The sequence below is a fragment of the Thermodesulfobacterium sp. TA1 genome (genome assembly GCF_008630935.1).
GTDB lineage: Bacteria > Desulfobacterota > Thermodesulfobacteria > Thermodesulfobacteriales > Thermodesulfobacteriaceae > Thermodesulfobacterium.
Genome location: NZ_CP043908.1, coordinates 1,697,647 through 1,713,527, shown reverse-complemented (window position 1 = coordinate 1,713,527; position 15,881 = coordinate 1,697,647). Strand labels below are relative to the sequence as shown.

The 15,881-nt window shown below is 39.2% G+C and carries 14 protein-coding genes and 1 tRNA gene; 11 read left to right on the top strand and 4 right to left on the bottom strand.

Features of this window, described 5'->3' with window-relative positions; all coding sequences use genetic code 11:
- Window positions 1–53: 53 nt before the first annotated feature.
- The 9 genes from F1847_RS09300 to F1847_RS08555 all read left to right on the top strand — a co-directional run bounded on the left by F1847_RS09300 (window position 54) and on the right by F1847_RS08555 (window position 10,889).
- Window positions 54–1,523: a 4Fe-4S binding protein gene (locus F1847_RS09300; RefSeq protein WP_206202404.1), complete on the top strand. Its 1,470-nt coding sequence runs from the start codon at window positions 54–56 to the stop codon at window positions 1,521–1,523.
- Between the two features lie 16 nt (window positions 1,524–1,539).
- Window positions 1,540–1,875, top strand: coding sequence for a hydrogenase iron-sulfur subunit (locus tag F1847_RS08590; RefSeq protein ID WP_150072642.1), 336 nt, complete (start codon window positions 1,540–1,542; stop codon window positions 1,873–1,875).
- Between the two features lie 12 nt (window positions 1,876–1,887).
- Window positions 1,888–2,556, top strand: coding sequence for a methylenetetrahydrofolate reductase C-terminal domain-containing protein (locus tag F1847_RS08585; RefSeq protein ID WP_150072641.1), 669 nt, complete (start codon window positions 1,888–1,890; stop codon window positions 2,554–2,556).
- 13 nt (window positions 2,557–2,569) lie between these two features.
- A complete protein-coding gene (locus F1847_RS09390) occupies window positions 2,570–4,717 on the top strand; it encodes an acetyl-CoA decarbonylase/synthase complex subunit delta (RefSeq protein ID WP_150072640.1) in 2,148 nt (715 codons plus the stop codon).
- Between the two features lie 28 nt (window positions 4,718–4,745).
- Complete coding sequence (acsB, locus tag F1847_RS08575) at window positions 4,746–6,965, top strand: acetyl-CoA decarbonylase/synthase complex subunit alpha/beta (RefSeq protein ID WP_150072639.1); 2,220 nt, start codon at window positions 4,746–4,748, stop codon at window positions 6,963–6,965.
- Window positions 6,966–7,001: 36 nt separating this feature from the next.
- Window positions 7,002–8,360, top strand: coding sequence for an acetyl-CoA decarbonylase/synthase complex subunit gamma (gene acsC, locus F1847_RS08570; RefSeq protein ID WP_150072638.1), 1,359 nt, complete (start codon window positions 7,002–7,004; stop codon window positions 8,358–8,360).
- Between the two features lie 22 nt (window positions 8,361–8,382).
- A complete protein-coding gene (locus tag F1847_RS08565; RefSeq protein WP_150072637.1) occupies window positions 8,383–9,279 on the top strand; it encodes a dihydropteroate synthase in 897 nt (298 codons plus the stop codon).
- Window positions 9,261–10,070 (top strand): GTP cyclohydrolase FolE2, encoded by an 810-nt coding sequence (gene folE2 / locus F1847_RS08560; RefSeq protein ID WP_370516792.1) that lies wholly within the window; start codon window positions 9,261–9,263, stop codon window positions 10,068–10,070. Before F1847_RS08565 ends, folE2 begins: the two co-directional genes overlap by 19 nt.
- A gap of 117 nt (window positions 10,071–10,187) precedes the next feature.
- The gene (locus F1847_RS08555) at window positions 10,188–10,889 is read left to right on the top strand and encodes an RNA methyltransferase (RefSeq protein ID WP_168194312.1); all 702 of its coding nucleotides are present in this window, start codon (window positions 10,188–10,190) and stop codon (window positions 10,887–10,889) included.
- Here F1847_RS08555 and F1847_RS08550 read toward each other — a convergent pair.
- The 4 genes from F1847_RS08550 to F1847_RS08535 form a co-directional block, all read right to left on the bottom strand.
- Window positions 10,857–11,450 (bottom strand): indolepyruvate oxidoreductase subunit beta, encoded by a 594-nt coding sequence (locus F1847_RS08550; protein ID WP_150072634.1) that lies wholly within the window; start codon window positions 11,448–11,450, stop codon window positions 10,857–10,859. The genes F1847_RS08555 and F1847_RS08550 overlap by 33 nt on opposite strands.
- A 3-nt stretch (window positions 11,451–11,453) precedes the next feature.
- Window positions 11,454–13,148 (bottom strand): thiamine pyrophosphate-dependent enzyme, encoded by a 1,695-nt coding sequence (locus F1847_RS08545; protein ID WP_150072633.1) that lies wholly within the window; start codon window positions 13,146–13,148, stop codon window positions 11,454–11,456.
- Window positions 13,149–13,181: 33 nt separating this feature from the next.
- Window positions 13,182–13,838, bottom strand: coding sequence for a lytic transglycosylase domain-containing protein (locus F1847_RS08540; RefSeq protein ID WP_150072632.1), 657 nt, complete (start codon window positions 13,836–13,838; stop codon window positions 13,182–13,184).
- A gap of 223 nt (window positions 13,839–14,061) precedes the next feature.
- Window positions 14,062–14,135, bottom strand: a tRNA-Arg gene (locus tag F1847_RS08535).
- An 86-nt stretch (window positions 14,136–14,221) separates the two neighbouring features.
- On the opposite strand from F1847_RS08535, the gene F1847_RS08530 reads away from it, so the two are divergent.
- The gene (locus F1847_RS08530) at window positions 14,222–14,995 is read left to right on the top strand and encodes a glucose-1-phosphate thymidylyltransferase (RefSeq protein ID WP_150072631.1); all 774 of its coding nucleotides are present in this window, start codon (window positions 14,222–14,224) and stop codon (window positions 14,993–14,995) included.
- 14 nt (window positions 14,996–15,009) lie between these two features.
- The gene (locus tag F1847_RS08525; RefSeq protein WP_150072630.1) at window positions 15,010–15,873 is read left to right on the top strand and encodes a peptidylprolyl isomerase; all 864 of its coding nucleotides are present in this window, start codon (window positions 15,010–15,012) and stop codon (window positions 15,871–15,873) included.
- Window positions 15,874–15,881: the final 8 nt, after the last annotated feature.

Sequence of the window (15,881 nt, the reverse complement as noted above, 5' to 3'; positions counted from 1 at the left end):
TTTGGTATAGATATGTTATAATAACTTTAAAATTTTTTTAGCCGAGGTATACCTTGTTAGACGCTAAGGAACAGTTAAAAGACTTAGGGTTAAGTCTGGTTAAGGACTACGGTTTACATCTTTTTAAGCTTAAAGGATATCTGTTTAAAATAGAAAAAGCCTTATTTTCTGGAAATTCTATATCTTTAAAAAAACCAGAAAAATTAAATCTTTTAATTCGCCTTTTAGGATTAGAGGCTAATCTTCCCGAAAGGGTTTTGTTGAGTGAAACCATAAAAAAACTTTTAAGACTTTTTACTGATAATAACCTGCTAAACCAGGCAGGTGTTTTCTTTCCTCAAGAGATGTTTTTTCAGCTAAAAGACCAAGGGCTTTTACCTGATGGTATAGAAAAAGAAATAGCTTTTACCTATGATCAGATTTTTTCTAAAAAGATAGAAGAAGCTACTTTTAATAAACAGTTGATGAAGCTTTCTTTGGCTTATGTTTTTGGGGTAGAAATTTTTAGGTCTTGTTTTCAGGGTCTTGGGTTGAGTTTTGTTGAGGAAGACATAGAAGAAGAGGAAAAGGAAAGGTTTATAGAAGGGATCGGATGTGAAGACTTGATGCACACCCTTGGGGGAACTTTTCGGGCTTCCTTAGGTCCTATTAATGAAAACTTAAAAGCAGGCTATCTAAAAGGTTTGGTATTATTTGAAGGCTCTTTTTTAGAAGAACCTTATGTTTCTTTAATTAAAGGACTTTTAAAAGAAAACATATGGGTATGGTATGTAAAAGGAGATACAAAAGAAAACGGAAAGAAAAAGGCAATTTTTTTTGAGTGGATGGAGGAGGCTGGGGATAGGCTTAGAGAGTTTTTAGAAGCTTTTGGGTTGCCTCCGGTATTAGGTTTAAGAGGACAGGCTGAGGTTTTTTCTATCATGTCGGAAATGGTATCTTATGGAGGTTTAGGAAAAACTTTTGCAGAACTACCTTTGGTGGTTTTAAACTGTTCTGAGAAACATCTCAAAGGGGAAACCCCAGGGCTTTTTATTCCAGCCTTTTTAGGTTTAGGGGTAGAGGTTTTAGGTATAGGAAAGGAGTTTTTACCTTTTAATCTGTTTAGTAAAGGGTTTACCTTTTTTGAAGGGGTTAGCCCGATAGAACCGATTTTAGAAGTCATTTTGCAAAAGATAGAAGCAAAAAGAAAAGCTTTAGGTATAGAACAGCCAAAGCCTCGTGTGCTTTTTGACATGGAAATGAGGAGGGCTTTATCTTCTTCAGAGCATATATCTTTTTATCAAAAGGTGGTTTTACAAAGTATAAGGAATAGGTTCCCCTCTAAGGTTTCACCGCTAAAAATAGCTGAGCTAAACCGACAAAGGTGTATCACCTGTTTTGCCTGTTTAAAGGTCTGTCCTTTTTCCGCCATTTTTATAGACCATGGTTTAAACAGCCTTTTAATAGATTTGCAAAGATGTACAGGTTGTGGTGTTTGTGTGGGAGAATGTCCTTCTGAGGCAATAACCATTAAGGTCGTTTAACCCTTATGGAGGAAGAATGAAGATAAAGACTTTGGTTTTTGGTTGCAAGGAGCTTGGGTTAGAAGAAAGGTTTAAGGAAAAAGAAAACATAGTTTTTAAAACTTTAGACTGTGCAGGAAGTTTAACTTCAGTTGAGTTGTTGAAAGTTTTGGAAGAGGGATTTCAGCAGGTGTTTGTTTTAGCCTGTAAAAAAGGTATATGTAAGGGAAGGATAGGAAATCTTAGGGCAGAAAAAAGGATAGAGACCATAAAAAAATTTTTAGGAAGATGGGCAGAAGACTACAGGATAAGGTTTGATTATTTTAGTAAAGAAAAGGAAGATGCTTTGTGGAAAGAGGTTTTTAAAGTTTAACGGAGAAGGCTTATGGTAATTACTGAGTTAAAACCTGTAGAAAAACTTTGGGAAATTTTAAGTAAGTTTAAAAAGGTTTTAGTTTTAGGCTGTAGAGGATGTTCTGGGATTTGTGCTACCGGAGGGGACCGGGAGGTAAAGCTTTTGGTTTCAAGTTTAAACCTTATAGCGGCAAAGGAGGATAAAAAGTTTACCGCAGTTGGAAAAACCCTTATCAGGCAGTGTGATCCTGTAGGATTAAAGGGTTTACCTGAGGTTGCTAAAGAAGCCGACGCAGTATTAAGCTTAGCTTGTGGGGTAGGAGTAAACTTAATAGCCGACCTTTATCCTGAGTTAAGGGTTTATCCTGGAACCGATACCTTGTTTATAGGAGCACATCTTGGGGTTGGGGTCTGGGAGGAGAGATGCCGAGCCTGCGGAGATTGTTTTATCGATAAGACTGCAGGGCTTTGTCCGATTGCCAGATGTCCTAAAGGCCTTTTGAATGGACCATGTGGAGGGTCTCAAACAGAAAGATGCGAGGTCAATCCGGAAATACCTTGTGTTTGGTATGAAATCGTTACGAGACTCCAAAATAGAGGAGAACTTAACAATCTTGATGAGATTTTTCCTCCAAAGGATTGGAGGACAACCTACGGAGAAGGTCCAAGAAAAAGAGAAAGGGAAGACCTAACATTTTAATGGGAGAGGTCAGGTGAGGTTTAGAAGTCATTTAGAAAGGGTTTTAAAATCTGGTTATATGGCTATTACTTGTGAATTTGCTCCACCGAAGAACGCAAGTCTTGAGCCTTTAAAAAAGAAGGCAAGGGTGCTTAAAGGATATGTAGACGCAGCGAATGTGACTGACTGTCAAGTTGCCATGGTAAGGCTTTCAAGCTTAGCAGGTTGTTTAGCCCTTATGTCTGAGGGTATAGAGCCTATCCTGCAGATGACCTGTAGAGATAGAAACCGGATTGCTATGCAGTCAGACCTTCTTGGAGCTTGGGCCTTAGGAATAAAGAATCTTTTCTGCACTACAGGAGACCATCCAAAGTTTGGTAACCATCCCGAGGCAAAACCGGTGTTTGATCTAGACTCTGTTCAGCTGATAGCGATGGTTAATAAACTTAAAGAAGGAAAGTTTTTAAACGGAGAAGAAATAAAGGGAGAAAGGCCAGCCTATTTTTTAGGGGCTACAGAAAACCCTTTTGCTGATCCAACAGAATATCGTGTAAGAAGATTGGCTAAAAAAATTAGGGCAGGGGCTGAGTTTATTCAGACTCAGTTAGTTTATGATGTAACCAAGTTTAAACAGTTTATGTATATCGCCCACAACGAAGGACTTACGGAAAAGGCATATATCTTGGCTGGTATCGTTCCTCCTAAATCTTTTCGTATGATCGAATATATTAAAAGCAATTTGCCAGGGTCTTGCGTTCCTGAAGATTTGGTTAAAAGGATGCGCGAGGCTAAAGACCCCTTAGAAGAAGGCATCCAGATAGCGGTAGAGTTGATAGAAAAAATAAAAGAAATTCCTGGAGTAAGAGGATTTCATTTGATGGCTATAGGCTGGGAAGAGTACTTGCCTGAAATCCTTAAGAAAACAGGTTTTTATCCTCGTCCCTTACCTCCAGAAGACCTCGTAGAAGAGCAGAAGATCTTTTCTTTTAAAGACGAAGATAAAAGGCAGTTAGAAGAGGAGATAAAAAACTTGAAAGCTCATCTTTTAAGGCTTGAAACCTTAATTACAGGGAAAAAGGAGGAGCCAGTAAAAGAAAGGCCTTTAGAAAAACCGGTTGTTTCAGTAATGCCCAAAGAGCCGGTTTTAGTAAAGGAACCCGAGGCAAAAACTTCTGCTCCAAAGCCAGAACCCATAAAGATTATAAAAGGCGAATATCGCAGTGTTTCCGAAAGGATAAGAGGGCTTCCTGAAGAGTTGTATCGTGAACTTAGTTCAGGCAAGATTAGAGAAATATTCTTTGGAAAGGGAGACAAAGCATTAAACGTCGGAGGAGCTGAGGTTTTACCTTTTCATGGCTTTGAGGGTAATTTAGGCCAGCCGTTAAAGGTCGCTATGGAGGTTTTAGACGTAGTTCCGGAAGATTATCCAGAGGTGGTTGCTAAATACTTTAGAGATGTATGGCATGACCCAGGGGCTTGGGCTAAAAAATGTGTAGAAGAATATGGGGCAGAAGCCATCTGTGTGTACTTATTAGGTACAGACCCTAATTATTTAGACTTGGGACCAGACCATGCCAAAAAGGTTATACAAAAGGTTAGAGAAGCGGTAGAGGTCCCGTTGATTATATGGGGGAGTGATAATCCAGAAAAAGACACAGAAGTGCTTAAAGAGGTGGCAGAGGTTATAAAAGATGACAACGTATTTTTTGGGCCTATAGTTGAGGAAAATTACCGTACTTTAGGTGCGGTGGCCTTGGGTTATCAACTGCCGGTAATAGCCCAAAGTCCTATCGATGTAAACATAGCCAAACAGTTAAACATTTTACTTGAAAACTTAGGGGTGCCTTTAGAAAAAATCATCATGGACCCTTCTGTAGGGGCTCTTGGATATGGGCTTGAATATACCTACTCTGTGATGGAAAGAATAAGGCTTGCTGCCCTTTATGCCAACGACCAAAAGCTTCAAAACCCTTTTATCTGTAATATAGGTAGAGAGGTATGGAAAACTAAAGAGGTAAGCCTTCCTTCTGATGAGCTTATGGGAGAGGCTGAAATGAGAGGGGTGATGATGGAGACAATCACTGCCTTGTGTCTAGCTTTAGCAGGAGGGGAACTTTTTATCCTCAGACATCCCAAAACAGTAGCTTTAACCAAAAAAATGTTTAGTCTATTTTGGACTTAATGTGATCAAAAAACTTAAGAGGTAGGCGATGTCTAAGATAGTTTGTGAGATAGGTATAAAAGGGGCTTATTTGATTTTTGAAAAGGCCTTAGAGGAATATGAAGAAGCTGTAAAGGTTTTTGGGAAAGAAAAGGCTGTTGGGTTTCCTAATACTGCTTATTTTTTTCCTATAATCTATGCGCTTTTAGGATATCCTGTAAAAAGGTTAGGTGATTGTGGAGAGGTTTTGGAAGAGATTAAAAAGCTTTTGCCTAAGGATAGTTCTTCTGATTTTTTCTTTTGGGGTAAGGCTTTAGATGCAGGCATTGTAGCCCTTTTTGCTGAGGAAATTATCGAGGCTATTAGATATCTTAAACAACCGGATTTTTATTGTCTTTCTGAGGATCCTGAAGAGGGCAAACTTTGGCTTGGTGCGGCAGATGACGTGGTTTTTAGAAAAAGAGGGGTTGAGTTTGTAGATGGCACAGCCCCTGGTTTTGCAGCTATTTTAGGGGCTCCTGAAGACATAGAAAGTGCTATAAAAATCATCAGAGAGCTACAAGAAAAAAATCTGTATGTATTCCTTCACGGGACAGGGAAAGGGATTAGTTTAGCAGAATTACTTGCTAAAGAAGGAGTTCAACTTGGTTGGTCAACCAGGCTGGTTCCTTTTGGTCCTGAGATAAGTTCTGTTGCCTTTGCTATAGGATTTGCTTGCAGGGTTGCCATGTCTTTTGGAGGTGTTAAACCAGGAGAAGCACAAAAAAATCTTCTTTACAACAAAGACCGAACTTTTGCCTTTGTGTTGTCTTTCGGTGCTCCCTCTCCAGAGTTGGCGGCTAATGCCTTGGGTGTTTTTAACCTGGGATGTCCGGTAATAACCAACGTGGACCTACCTGAGATAAAAGTTCCTGGAGTATGTCTTTATGAACATTTAGTGGCTAATGTGCCTGTTGATAAGATGGTGGATACAGCCTTAGAGGTAAGGGGGCTTAAAATTACCTCGGTTAAGCTTGATATTCCTGTAGCCTATGCAGCCTCTTTTGAAGGAGAAAGGGTCAGGAAAGAAGACTTGTATTTAGAGTGTGGAGGTGGTAAAACCTTAGGGGTTGAGCTTTTGGTATCTAAACCTTTAGACGAGGTAGAAGATGGGAAGATAGAGGTTATAGGTCCAGACATTTCAGACCTAAAAGACCTTTCAGAACAGGGACCTCCTTATAGGTTGCCTTTAGCGGTGGTGGTTGAGGTAGCAGGGGCTAACATGCAAGAAGATTTTGAACCTATCATAGAAAGGCAGTTCCATTATTTAATAAACTATGCCCAAGGGGTTATGCATGTAGGACAAAGGCATTTGATGTGGCTTAGGATATCTAAACAAGCAGTAGAAAAAGGTTTTACCTTTAAACACTTAGGCTTAATACTTTATGCCAAGATTAAGGAAAAATTTAGCGCCATCTTGGATAAAGTGCAGGTAAAAATATATACTCGAGAGCCTGAGGTTAGAGAGATTTTAGAGAAAGCTAAAGAGATTTATCGGGTTAGAGATGAACGGATTGCTGGATTAGTTGACGAAAAGGTAGACGTTTTCTATTCTTGCACTTTATGCCAGAGTTTTGCTCCTTCTCATGTATGTGTAATTACCCCTGAAAGAGTGGGTATGTGTGGGGCATATAACTGGCTTGATGGCAAAGCAGGTTATGAGATAAATCCTACAGGACCTAATCGTCCCATTCCTAAAGGAGAAGGTTTAGACCCGGTTTATGGATATTTTTCTGGGATAAACGAATTCGTTAAAGAAGCTTCCAGAGGTAAGGTACAACAGGTAGCCCTTTATAGTATTATGAAAGACCCTATGACTGCTTGTGGATGTTTTGAGTGTATCGCTGCTGTACTTCCTGAGGTAAACGGAATCATGATAGTAAACAGAGACTATACAGGGCTAACCCCTACAGGGATGAAATTTTCTACCATGGCAGGAATGGTAGGAGGTGGAGTACAAACCCCAGGATTTTTAGGGGTAGCTAAACATTATATAGTATCTCCCAAGTTTTTAATGGCTGAAGGAGGGCTTAAAAGGGTTGTATGGATGCCTAAAAACTTAAAAGAAGAGTTAAAAGATAAACTTCAACAAAGGGCAGAAGAGATAGGAATTCCAGATTTGGTAGAAAAGATAGCAGACGAAACAGTGGCAAACACTGAGGAAGAGGTAAAAACTTGGGTAGAAAAGGTTAATCACCCGGTTTTAACCCTTCCTCCTTTGATAGAATAACAAAAATAGAAAGCAAGGATTAAAGGGGTAGTTTAGATGGCGCTTACAGGCATTCAAATAATGAAACTTCTTCCCAAGAAAAACTGTAAAGAGTGTGGGTTTCCTACTTGTCTTGCTTTTGCGATGAAGGTGGCAGCAGGACAGGCAGAGATAGACCAATGCCCTTATGTAGACCCTAAGGTTAAAGAAGAAATAGCCGAGGCAACCGCACCTCCTATAAGGACGGTTGTTATAGGAACTTCAGAAACACCTTATAAATTAGGAGGAGAGACCGTCCTTTTTAGACACGAAAAAAAGTTTGAAAACCCTCCTCTTATCGGAACCTATTTAAATACCTCTATGGAAGACCAAGAAATTACAAGACGGATTAAGGCTTATCAACAGCTTAGATGGGAAAGGGTAGGCAACCTCCTTAAGCCTGAAGTCGTTTGTGTTAGAGATGAGGGAAATGGAGAGAGATTTATAACCCTTATAAAAAGGGTAAGGGAAGAACTACCAGAGTTGGCTATAGTTTTAGATTCCCGAGACATAGAAACAGTAAAGCAGGCTATAGAGGCATGTGGAGGCTCGATTCCCCTTGTTTATCCAGGAAAAGTAGAAAATTTATCTTCTTGGGGGCAAATGGCTTTAGAAAAAAAGGTCCCTTTGGTGGTTTCTGCAAATTACTTAGGAGAGTTGGTCCCTTTGGTTGAAGGATTAACCAAACAGGGTTTAAAAGACTTGGTTTTAGACAGTGGAGCCTTACATCCTAAGGAGCTTTTCGAGGACTTAGTTATCATAAGACGTGCAGCAATAAAAAAACGGTTTAAACCTTTTGGCTTTCCGGTGATAACCTTTATGGATAGGTATACAGGAGACCTTTCTGAGCAATATCTTTTAGCCAGTATTTTTGTAGCCAAATATGCCAGCATTATTTTGGTTTCAGACCTAAAGGCTGAGTTGTTATTCCCTTTGTTGGTAGAAAGGTTCAACCTTTATTCAGACCCACAGAAACCTTTGGTGGTAGAAGAGGGGATTTATCCTATAAACGGACCAGATGCGTTTTCTCCGGTGGTAGTAACCTGTAATTTTGCTTTAACCTATTTTATCGTGTCTGGAGAGATAGAAGGAAGTAGGGTTCCTTGTTGGCTTTTAGTAAAGGATACAGACGGGCTTTCTGTGCTTACTGCTTGGGCTGCAGGAAAGTTTAATGCAGACAACATCGCAGAGTTTGTGAAAAGGTCCGGTATTGCCGAAAAGATAAAACACAGAACTTTAGTAATACCTGGATATGTAGCCAGCATCAAAGGGGAGCTGGAAGAGGAGCTCGGAGGTTGGGAGGTAGTGATAGGTCCGAGAGAAGCAAATGGATTACCTACAGCCTTAAAAGAGTTAGCAAAAAAACTTAGATCTTAAATAAAACTAACCGAGGGAAAAAATGGAAAAAAAAGTGGTTTGTGTAGGAGAAAGCATCAACATTATGTCTAAAACCATAGGTCCTGCCATCAAAGCCAGGGAAGCGGAGCCTATAAAAAAAATGGCAAAAGAGCAAAAAGAGTTAGGGGCAGATTATTTAGACCTTAACATAGGCCCAGCCAAAAAAGACGGAAAGGAGCTTGCAGTTTGGATAGTAACGTTAGTGGAATCAGAGGTAGACCTTCCCATATCTTTAGATACTACCAACGAAGAAGCTATGGCTGCAGGACTTAAGGTTTCAAAAGCTCCCAAACGGTTTTTGATGAACTCTATCTCTGCTCAAAAAGAAAGGATGGAAAGACTCATCCCCCTTGCTGCAGAGTACGGGTGCGAGGTGGTAGCGCTTTTATGGGGGGATGAAGGTTTGCCAAGGGATGCCAACGAACGGGCTGCTTTAGCAGTAGACCTTATTATGAATCTTAACGAGGCAGGTATTCCTAATGAAAAAATTTGGGTGGACCCTATCATTACCCCTATTACCTTAGGGGCAGAGCAGATAATAGAGGCTTTAAATTTTCTTAGTATGCTACAAGATTTGGCCCCAGGAGCTAAAAGCATCGTAGGCCTTTCCAACGTTTCTAATGGGATCAATCCTAAACTAAGACCTTATCTAAATAGAGTGCTGCTTATGATGCTTATGAAGTATAATTTATATGCAGCCATTTTAAATGTATATGACCGAGAACTTGTAGAAATAGCCAAAGGATTACATCCCGACTGGGTAAGGTTGGTGGAAAGGATTATGGATGAAGAAGAAATAGACCCTAAAGATTTAAGCCCTAAAGAGTTGGAGATTTATAAAACTACCAACGTGCTTCTTGGGAAAAACATCTTTTCAGAATTTTGGTTAGAACTCTGATGAAGCCAGAACTAATTGACGTACAAAGTCTTCCTCCAGAAGAAAAGATAGATATAGACAAAGTAGGAATTAAAGGGTTTAAACATCCGGTTACAGTGCTTGACCGAGAAAAAGGGCTACAGCATACGGTAGCAGAGCTTAATCTATATGTGGACCTTCCTTCTAAGTTTAAAGGCACTCACATGAGCCGATTTATCGAGGTGATAAACGAGTTTAAAGGGGAGATTCATGTAAAAAACGTGATAAAACTTTTGAAAAAACTCTCTCAAAGACTTTCTGCTAAAAGCGCACATTTAGAGATGTTTTTTCCTTATTTTTTACAAAAAAAAGCCCCGGTTACTCAGATTTCTTCTTTGATGGAGTATCAAGGTATTTTGTTAGCCAGTTATACTGAAGGCAAGAAAGACCTGATTATAGGAGCTAAGGTTCCGGTGATGACCCTTTGCCCTTGCTCTAAATCTATCAGTCGTTTTTCAGCCCATAATCAAAGAAGCTTGATTACCCTTAAGGTACGGTTTAAAAAGTTTATTTGGTTAGAAGAGTTGATAGAAATAGCTGAATATTCAGCCTCAAGCCCGGTTTATTCTCTTTTAAAAAGACCAGATGAAAAGTTTGTTACAGAGGTCGCTTATGAAAACCCAAGGTTTGTTGAGGATGTGGTAAGGGCTGTGGCCAAACGACTTTGGGAACATCCTGAAGTAAGCTGGTTTTTTGTAGAAGTAGAAAACTTTGAGTCTATTCATGCTCATAACGCCTATGCTTGTATAGAAAGGACTAAGTCCGAGTTTTAAAACCCCATGAAGTTTGTTTCTTCAAAATCAAACCCGGTCTTTAAATTTCTAAAGTCCCTAAAAGAACCTAAAGCACGGAAGGAGCATCAATCCTTTCTCTTAGAAGGTTTTTCGTTTGTGCAAGAGCTTTTACAACAAAGAGACAAACAAGTTCTTTTTCTGGTTTTAGAAAAGGAACGGCTTAAAAGGTTAGAACCTTTACTAACTTTGGCAAAACAAGCTAAAATTCCGATAATAGTGTTAGATGCTGCGCTTTTTAAAGAAGTTGCCGTCTCGGAGACACCTCAAGGGGTTTTAGCCGTAGTTAAAATTCCTACTCATAAAAATTTTTCTGAGGTTTTAGAGACCAGCCCTGCTTGCGTCGTGGTTATGGAAGAGATACAAGATCCTTCTAATGTAGGGGCAATCATTAGAACAGCTTCAGCGGTAGGGGCTTCGTGTGTGTTTTATACGAAAGGGACCGCAGATCCTTTTTCTCCTAAAGCGGTAAGAGCAAGCGCTGGAGCGGTTTTGAACCTTCCTGTAATAAAAATAGAAAACCTATTAAACCTAACCCCCACCCTTAAAGAAAAAGGGTTTAAATTAGTCGCAACCGTAGTTAAAGGAGGAGAGGACCTTTTTACTTTTTCTTTTCCTAAGAAAACAGTCCTTCTTTTAGGTAATGAGGCCAAAGGACTTTCTGCAGAGGGGATGGTAGCTTCAGACTATAAGCTAACCATCCCTATCATAGGAAAGGTAGAATCTCTAAACGTAGCCGTAGCCGCAGGCATTGTGCTTTATCAATGGTTAATCCAAAGATTTTATATAGTTAAAACCTAAATCAAAGGCCTTTAGGTTTACCTGATGAAGTTTTTCAGGTAAAAGTGCTATCATGGCAGAAACTAAGGCCTCTTTATCTATAGGAAATAGTTCTAAGGCTGTAGCTGCGCCTAACATCACCATGTTTAGGGCTTTAGTAGACCCAGCTTCTTTAGCCAATTCTTCTCCAGGGATAAAGAAGATGTGGTTAAAGTAAGAAGATATCTCTTCAAACAAGGGGGTTAGGTCTGGATAGGTAGACAATCCTTCTTTAACAGCCAAAGGTAACACAGGATTTTTGCTTATCAAAAATTTGGTATCCTTTTTAGCTCTTTGGACAAACCTTAAAGCCTCAGCAGGTTCAAAGGCTACGATAAAGTCTGCCTCTCCTTCTGAGGTATAAGGACTTTTCCCAAACAGACAAATAGAGCTTTCAACCACACCTCCTCTTTGAGCCATCCCATGGACCTCAGAAACGATGATAGGAAGGTTGGCCTTCAAACAAGCCTCTCCTAAAACCCTCGTAAAAAGAACAATACCCTGTCCACCTACACCTACCACCAAACCTTTTATCTTTTTCATAGCTTAACTCCCTTTTTGAGATTTTGTTTTGTATAAAATACAAGGGGCTTTAGAAATAATTACCGAAAGCTCTCTTTTTTCAAACAACGGCTGGATAAGCTCTTTTGCCTCTTCCTTTTTATAAGGATTGATTTCTACGCAAGGGATATCAAGGGCATCTACGATTTTTTTAATAGGTATGATTGGATGGTCTTGGATAATAGGAGATTTTATCGTTTGAGAAGGCACAGGCTGATGCCCGGTCATAGCGGTGGTGTCGTTGTCAAGAACCACTAAAGTAAAGTTATGTTTGTTAAACTTAGCGTTAACCAAAGGAGAAAGCCCAGCATGGAAAAAAGTAGAATCTCCGATAAAGGCTACCACCCTTTGGTCAGTAGCGACATCAAACCCACAAGGGGTACCTACGCTTGAGCCCATACAAAGAAGATAGTCTGCCATGTTTATAGGAGGTTGAATTCCTAAGGTATAGCAGCCTATGTCAGTAGGATAGATGGTATGTTCCTCTATACCCATCTCTTGTAAAACTTCTTTTATTAACTTATAGGTTTCTCTGTGAGGACAACCCGGACAGAGAACCGGAGGTCTTGCAGGAAGTTTGGTTGAAAAATCAAAAGGAGGAACCTCGATTTTAAAACCTTTTATGTTAAAAGCCTTAGCCAAGGCTTCTTTGACCTGGGTAGGGGTAAACTCAAAATATCTGGGTAAAAGTTTCTCTTTCTTACCTAAGATTTTAGTCTTAAGTCCATGGGTATAAGATATTACCTTCAAATTGTCTTCCAAATAAGGTTCAAGCTCTTCAACCACCACACAGGTTTCTACTTGAGAGAGAAAATCTAAGGCTAATTTTTCAGGGAAAGGATGGGTAAAGGTAAGTATAAGTAAAGAGACATCTTCTATTAAACCCAGGTCTTCTAATGCATCTAATACATAGTTAACCGCAACCCCTGAAGCACATACCCCAAGTTTTCCTTTAGGTATGAACTGATTAAGACTAAAGGAACTTGCTAAGTTTTGCATCTCCTCTAATTTTTCTAAAAGAAGTTTGTGTTGTTTTCTGGCTACTGCAGGCACAGGGACAAACCTGAAAGGATCTTTTTTAAAAAATCCTTTTTTAAAGGTTTGATAAAAATCAAAAGGCACGGTTTCTACTTCTACCTGCCCTCTGGCATGGGATACCCTGGTGGTAGTCCTTAAGACCACAGGCAATTTAAACCTTTCAGAAAGAGAAAAGGCTTCTTTGGTTAGAAGATAAGCGGTTTGAGGGTTATAAGCTTCAAACATTGGCACTTGAGCAAGCTTTGCATAATAACGGTTGTCTTGCTCGTTTTGACTGGAATGACAAGAAGGATCATCTGCGGTAACCACTACCAATCCACCTTCCACCCCTACATAAGCTAAGGTCATAAAAGCATCACTTGCCACATTTAACCCTACGTGTTTCATACAGGTAAGGCTCCTTAAACCACAGGCAGAAGCAGCTCCTACGATTTCCATCGCTACCTTTTCGTTTACCGCAAACTCAAAATAAAGCCCAGCTAAGTCTTTTTGTAGCTGAAAAAGATTGTTTCCTATTTCTGAAGAAGGAGTCCCTGGATAAGCAGCCCCTACCTGGAGACAACTTTCTACGGCTGCTCTCACGATGGCTTCATTGCCTAACAGAAATTTTTTACAGTTTTCTCCCTTTAAAATAGGATGCATAAACCCCTCCGTTTTTTTAATGGTCGTTAGTTATTAACGTTTAAAAAGTGAATAATAGTATAACACGTTTTTTACATAGTTTTGGGTTTCTGGATAAGGAGGTATACCTCGATAAGTTTTTACTTTCTCAGGTCCAGCATTGTAGGCTGCAAGGGCTAAAGTAAGGTCTTGAAACTCATCAAGAAGCATCCTTAAGTATTTGGCACCACCTTTAAGGTTTTCTAAAGGATGATATGGATCTTCAACCCCAACCAGTCTTGCAGTTTGAGGCATAAGCTGCATGATACCCATCGCACCTTTAGGAGATACAGCCCTTGGATTAAAGGAAGACTCAACCTTAGCAATGGCCTTAAGAAGGGCAGGGTCTAAAGAAAAGGCACGCCCTATCCTTTCGAACCATTCTTCATATTCAGACGGCACTTTAGTATAAAAAGAAAAATTAGTCCCTGAGGGTTTAAAAGAAAGATTTTTTAAAATTTTAGGACGTTCTTTAAGCACAAGTTGACAAGAAACAGTAGATAAAAACTTTTGAGAGTTGGTAAAAAACTCTTCACCGGTTTCAGGGTCTTTACATCGGTAGATATGAGCTAGAGAAAAACCAGATAAAAACCAAAAGATTATATTAAAAATTAAAGTAGAAATTACCAAACTTAAAAATCTACACCCAAAAAAATGGAAAATAGACTTCATCTTTTTCATAGTAATTTTACAATTATAGTATAAAATAAAGTAAAAGTCAAGAAAAGGAAATATTTTGAAAGATTAGCTTATTAAGCTATAAAGCATATTTTAAGGTTCGGAAACTGATTAAGAATAAACTAAGGAATAAAAGGATTAAACTTAGCGATAAGAATGAAAGTACGTAAGGTCTTTAATAAAAGAAAAATAAAGAAAATAAATTGAATTAAAGAAGCGCCCCCGGAGGGACTCGAACCCCCAACCTACGGCTTAGAAGGCCGCTGCTCTATCCTGTTGAGCTACAGGGGCGACTTGGTCGCTTAAATATATTTTAAAATTTTAATCAATTTTTCTGTTTTGACAAGTCTTTTTTTGGGTTTATAATTATTTCTAACATGATTAAATTAGTAGATTTTTTTGAAGACTTAGTAAAAGAAAAGATAGCCTCTCTTTTTGAAGGGTCTTATCCTTGGGAAGCCTTAAAAGCTTTAAAGACCTTTTTAAACGATATTGTGCCTTCTCTTCCTAAGGAGGTTCCTTTAAACTTGCCCTTGCCGGAAACTCTTTTGCTTACTGAAGAAGGAGAGGTTCTTTCTTTTAAAGAGTTAGAGAAGGGCGAAGATGGTTTTTATTTTAAAGGAGAAAAGGTGGAAGGAGCCCTTCTTATGGCAGGTGCCTTTTTATCCAGTGAAAAAATCTATTTTGAAAAAGGGGTGAAGGTTGAGCCCTTTGCCATCATCCAAGGGCCTGCCTATTTTTCGCAAGGGACAGAGGTTAGGCAAGGGGCTTATGTGAGAGGAAGCGTTTATACCGGGGTGGGTTGTGTGATAGGGCATACCACCGAGGTAAAAAATTCTATCTTTTTGTCTCAAGCTAAGGCTGCTCATTTTGCTTATGTAGGGGACAGCATTCTCGGGGCTCAAGTTAATCTTGGTGCAGGCACAAAATTAGCTAACCTAAAGTTTAACAAAAAAGAAATCATCTTTACGATAGAAGGGGAGGTTATAAAGACAGGTCTTAAAAAATTAGGAGCTATTTTAGGGGATGGTTGTCAGACTGGTTGTAATTCTGTTTTGCAACCAGGAACGATTTTAGGAAAGTTTTCTTTTGTTTTCCCAGCACGGGTGGCTGGACCAGGTTTTTTTGGTCCTTTTACTAAAATAAAATAGTTTGGAGGGTTTAGATGAAAAAGTGCTTATTGTTATGTGTTTTGGTTTTGATGTTTGTTTGGGGTAGACAAATCGGTTATGGAGCAGAAGCTAAGGTTTTAGCAGAGGTTGGTCCTTATAAGCTTTATGAGGAAGAGGTAGAGAAAGTACTTAATCAGGACCCTCAGGTTCAGGAACTTATCAAGTCTTCTCCAGGGGCTAAGGAACAGATTAAGAAAACTTTGGTAGAAAGATGGATAACCTTAAGTTTATTAGGCCTTGCAGCCAAGGATGAAGGATTGGATAAAACTCCAGAGGTGCAGAGAGAACTTGCAAACATAGAAAAACAAGTATTGGCTCAAAAGTATTTAAAAGCTAAGCTTGCAGGAATCAAGGTGTCTGAAGAAGAATTAAAAAGCTATTATGAAAAGAATAAAGAAAGATATGTAGAGCCTGAGGCAGTTGAACTAAAACATATATTGGTTTATCTATCCCCTAAAGCTAAAAAAGAAGAGGAAGAAAAGGCGCTTAAAAAAGCTAATCAAATCAGAGCCCAGCTGCTTAAAGGGGCTAAGTTTGAAGATTTGGCTAAAGCTTATTCAGATGACACCCAATCTAAGAACCAGGGAGGAAGTCTGGGGATTATAAAAAAAGGTGAAACCGACCCACAGTTTGAGGCGAAAATTTTTAGTCTTAACCCCGGAGAAATAAGCCAGCCTATTAGGTCTAACTATGGATACCACCTTATTAAGGTGGTAAAAAAGATACCTGCTAAAACTTTAACTTTTGAAGAGGCCAAACCCTTAGTGGAAAGAGATTTAATAGAAGAAAAGGAAGAGGTTTTGATGAAAGACTTGATCCAAAAACTTTCTCAAAAATATACCCCTAAGATATATTAAATTAAAAA